2 protein-coding genes and 1 pseudogene are annotated in these 4545 nt (G+C 73.1%); 1 reads left to right on the forward strand and 2 read right to left on the reverse strand.

The genetic code is table 11. The annotated features are described in order from the left end of the window. Positions 1-94: 94 nt before the first annotated feature. Positions 95-1282 (forward strand): annotated as a pseudogene (locus ABZ281_RS39190) (GAF domain-containing SpoIIE family protein phosphatase); the annotation flags it as partial. A 15-nt stretch (positions 1283-1297) separates the two neighbouring features. Here ABZ281_RS39190 and ABZ281_RS39195 read toward each other — a convergent pair. Together ABZ281_RS39195 and ABZ281_RS39200 are read right to left on the reverse strand one after the other, a co-directional pair. Beyond that, the gene (locus tag ABZ281_RS39195) at positions 1298-1990 is read right to left on the reverse strand and encodes a GAF and ANTAR domain-containing protein (RefSeq protein WP_356662770.1); all 693 of its coding nucleotides are present in this window, start codon (positions 1988-1990) and stop codon (positions 1298-1300) included. A 115-nt stretch (positions 1991-2105) separates the two neighbouring features. Next, positions 2106-4397, reverse strand: coding sequence for a SpoIIE family protein phosphatase (locus ABZ281_RS39200; RefSeq protein ID WP_356662771.1), 2292 nt, complete (start codon positions 4395-4397; stop codon positions 2106-2108). Positions 4398-4545: the final 148 nt, after the last annotated feature.

Below are 4545 nucleotides of genomic sequence, written 5' to 3' on the forward strand. Positions count from 1 at the left end.
GGGTCAAGGGAAGTGTGAACAAAAAGTGTTCATTGTGCGCCGCAGGTGAGCCATCGGTCTCCCCAAAGCCTCAGCTCGCTCACAACTGCCTTGCGCGCTCACCGAGGCCGTGACCGTGCGCGACCTCGTCGCACTGATCACCCACCAGATCCTGCCCGCCTTCGGAGCCCAGGGCCTCGTGCTGTCCGGAGTCGACGCCGGACGGCTGACGATCACCGGCTACCACGGCTACCCGGCCGACGTCATGGAGCGGCTCGACGCCCTGTCCCTGGACACCGACCTCACCCCCGCCGGCCAGGTCCTCGCCAGCGGCACCCCCGCCTTCTTCGCCGACCCCGCCGAACTGGCCGCCGGCTACCCCGAAGCACCCCAGATCAGCGGCAAGCAGGCCTGGGCGTTCCTCCCCCTGATCATCTCCGGCCGCCCGGTCGGCTGCTGCATCCTGTCCTACGCCCGGCCGCACACCTTCACCGCCGACGAACGCGCCGTCCTCACCTCGTTGTCCGGCCTGATCGCCCAGGCCCTGGACCGCGCCCGGCTCTACGACACCAAACACCGGCTCGTGCACGAACTGCAGCGCGCCCTGTTGCCCCGGGCCCTGCCGCGGCTGCCCGGCCTCGACGTCGCCGCCCGCTATCTGCCCGCCGGCCACGGCACCGAGGTCGGCGGAGACTTCTTCGACGTCCTTCGCCTGAACGACACGACCGCGGCCGCCGTCATCGGCGACGTGGAAGGCCACAGCGTCGCCGCCGCCGCCCTCATGGGGCAGGTCCGCACCGCCATCCACGCCCACGCCACCGCCGGCGCCGCACCCGGCCAGGTCCTCGCCCGCACCAACCGGCTCCTGGCCGACCTCGACTCCGAACTGCTCGTCTCCTGCCTCTACGTCCAGCTCGACCTGAGCCGGGGGCAGGCGTCCTTCGCCAGCGCGGGACACGTGCCACCGCTGCTGCGCCACGCCCGGCACCACGCCGCCGTCCTCGAGGTCGAGCCCGGCCCGCTGCTGGGCATCGACGCCGGGGACGACTACCCGGTCACCACCGTGCCCCTGCTCCCCGGCACGACCCTCGCCCTCTACACCGACGGCCTCGTCGAACTACCCGGCAGCGACGTCACCCGCACCACGACCGATCTCGCCGGGCACCTGGACACCGCCGACGGACACGACCTGGAACGCCTCATCGACCGGCTCGTCCGCCACACCACACCCACCGGACAGCACACCGACGACATCGCGGTGATCCTCCTGCGCGCCTCCCGCCTGCGCGAGGCACAGGCATGAGGCCGAACCGGGCCCTCAGACCTGATCGGGGTGGGCGGCCCGGACCCGCCGGGCCACGTCGCGCAGCTTGAGGTTGTGGTCCTGCGAGATGCGCCGCAGCACACCGAAGGCCTCGTCCTCGCTCATCCGGTGGCGTTCCATCAGGATCCCCATGGCCTCACCGATGGCGTGCCGGGTGTCCAGGGCGTGTTCGAGCTGGTCGACGGTACGGGCGGTGGCCAGGGCGACGGCGGCGTGCGAGGCGAGCAGCCACCCTGCGGCCTCGATGTCCTTGCCGAACGCCCCCGCGCGGCGCGAGTAGAGGTTCAGCGCGCCGAAGTCCTGCTCGTCGGTGTAGAGCAGAACGCCGGTCATGCTGCCGATCCCGAGGTCGCGGGCCGCCCGGCTGTACCGCGGACAGGACGGCTGCGGCCGGGTCATGTCGGCGATCCGGAACAGCCGCTCCCCGTCCACGCGGCGCGCGGCGTCGAAGCACGGCCCCTCGCCGAGCTCGCCCTGCAGCCGGTCCGACTCGGCGACGAGGTCGCCGCACACGGCCAGCGTCACGGCCCGGCCCTTCGAGACCGTCAGGATCCCCGCCGCGTCACAGCCCTCGATCAGCTTCACCGCCGACGCCGCGATCGCGTCCAGCGTCGCCTGAACCGAATCCCGCGCGACCAGATCCCGGGCGAGCAGCGCCATCTGCTCGGCGTACCGCTGCCACTCCACCGCCACCACCGCCTTGCTCTTCGGTCCCCGCCCACCGTACTCCGCGCCGTTTCGTACGGCCGTTCGTCCGATCGGCCGGGGGTCCGGGCAGCATGCCCTGCGCCGAGCAGCGCAATCACCGGTACGCCGTGAGCAGCAGCGCCACGTCGTCCGGCCGCTCCCTGGCCTGACGGGCCGTCCCCACCAACCGGTCGGCGAGATGCTCCACCGAGTCCGCCGAGGTCTCGGACAGCCGGCGCCGCACCGCGTCGATGCCCGTCTCGATGTCGCTGCCGGGCCGTTCCACCAACCCGTCGGTGTACAGGGCGAGAACGCTGCCGGGGGCCAGGGTGAGCGCCGTGACGGGGTACACCGAGTCGGGCTGCACGCCCAGCATGACGCCGCCCACGAGATCCAGCGTCTCGGCCCGCCCGTCGGGGTGGCGCAGCAGCGGCGGGGGATGGCCGGCCCGCACCGCGAGGGCCCGACCGGTGGCCGGGTCGAGTTCGATGTAGCAGCAGGTGGCGAAGACGTCCGACTCCAGCTCGGTCAGCAACCGGTTGGTGTGCGTGATGACCTCCTGCGGCGGACGCTCGCTCGCGGCGAAGGCGTGCACCGCACTGCGCAACTGCCCCATCACCGCGGCGGCCCCGACGCTGTGTCCCTCGACGTCCCCGATGACCAGGGCCACGCCACGCCCGGTGGTGATCACGTCGTACCAGTCGCCGCCGATCGCCATGCCCTGCGTACCGGGCAGATAGCGGCCGGTGGTGCGCAGGCCCTCGACGGCGGGCAGCCGGTGCGGCAGCAGCCCTTCCTGGAGGCCGCGGGCGACGGCGGACTCCGAGTCGTAGAGCCGCGCCCGCTCCATCGCCTGGGCGGCCAGGCCGCTCAGCGCGGTGAGGGCGGAGCGCTCGTCGGGGGTGAACCGGTGCGGGGTGTCCCAGCCGAGGATGCAGGAGCCGACCGAGTGGCCGGAGGCGATCAGCGGCAGGAACGACCAGGCGTTCATGCGGTCCAGGGTGATGCCCGGATAGGCGACGGAGAGGTCCTCGGGCGATTCGAAGAACAGGGGGAGCCGCGTGGTCAGCGCGTGGACGCCGGGCAGCTGCGTGTCGAGGGTGACGCCTTCGAACGGGGTGAGGAAGCCCTCCGGGTATCCCGACTCCCACAGCAGGTACATCCGGCCGTCGCGAACGGTGTACAGGGCGAGTTCCCGGGCGCCGAAGGCGGGCAGCAGCTGCTCGGCCACGGCTCGGCAGACGTCCTGCACGGTGACCGCCTCGGTGAGCACGCTCGCCATCTGCACCACGTGGTACAGCGCTCCGGCCCGTGCGGCGGCGACCGGCCCGGGCGGCGGTGCGGCGGCCGTGAGGTTCGGACCGGTGGCGGTATCTGCCTCCGGCCCCTGCTCGGCCCCGGTGGGAGGCCCGGTCGGGAAGACCCGGCCGGTCAGCCCGTGCACGTCCGGGTACAGCACGAAGCTCAGCCAGTTCCCGTCGGGATGCCGCACGAGGAAGGACACCTGCTCCTGTGACAGCATCGCGGCCCGGTAGCGGTCCTCGTACGCGGGATCCCGGAGCCAGGTGATCACCTCCCACGGGTAGCGGCCGAAGAGGTCCTCGCGGCCGGCGCCCAGCAGTTCCTCGCAGCGGCGGTTGGCGTACGTCAGACGGCCGTCCTGGTCCAGGGAGAAGAGGCCGTCGGGCAGCCGCTCGGCCGCTTCGGCCGCGGTGAGACCGCCACCCGCGTCGACGAGAGCGCCCACCAGGATCCGCGCGGAGCCGGGGCCGCCGTGCACGAGGTGGCCCCACAACTCGACCGGCCGGTATCCGGTCCTCCCCTCGCCCCGGGACTCGTCCCGCACCCGGAAGTGCCGCGACCTGACCCGGCCGCCGGCCAGGGCGTCGTGCCGGCTCTCCCGCAGTTCGTGCAGGTCGTCGGGGCTGACCCGGGCCGCTACGTCCGTGATGGTGCCTCCGTAGGCCGCCCGGTCGATGCCCAGCAGTTCGAGGGCCTCGTCGTCCGCCGTGCAGCGGTCGTTGTCCAGGTCCCAGTCGATGAGCCCGACCCGGACCGCGCGGGCGGCGGAGGTGGGCAGCCGGACGCCGATCGGTTCGTCGTCGTACTCGACGGGACAGGCGGCGGCGTCCGGGTCCGGTCGGCCCGTGGCGAGGTGGTGGAGGCGCTCCTCCATGGCCCGCTCGGCGGGGCGCAGCGCGAGCTCCGCCGCCTCCGCCTCCATCGGTGGCCGCGCCGCCGAGCGCAGGACGACAAGGACGCCCACGGCCTCGCCGCCGGCCCGGACGGGCTGGTAGGCGGAGCCGAAGGAGTAGGGCAGCCCGGCCGTGAAGTGCGGGAAGCGCACCATGGTGGCGCGCTCGTCCGGCAGCCACAGCGTCTCGTCGCGCCGGTAGGCCTCCGCCATCGGCAGGGCCCCGCCCACCGGCACCCGCCACCAGCTCTTGAGGAGCGAGCGGGGCACTCCGCTTCGACTCCCCCGAAGGATCGGCCGTCTGCTCGGCGACCGTGGTGAAGGACCCGGCGCACCCGGGCAAGTCCAACCTGGTGTGGAC

Origin of the sequence: Streptomyces sp. NPDC006265, assembly GCF_040613555.1 — a bacterium.
In the GTDB taxonomy this organism is placed as follows: Bacteria; Actinomycetota; Actinomycetes; order Streptomycetales; family Streptomycetaceae; genus Streptomyces.

Coding starts and splice junctions, on each gene's coding strand:
- ABZ281_RS39200 (WP_356662771.1), bottom strand. CDS start 4,397: ATGGCGGAGGCCTACCGGCGCGACGAGACGCTGTGGCTGCCGGACGAG.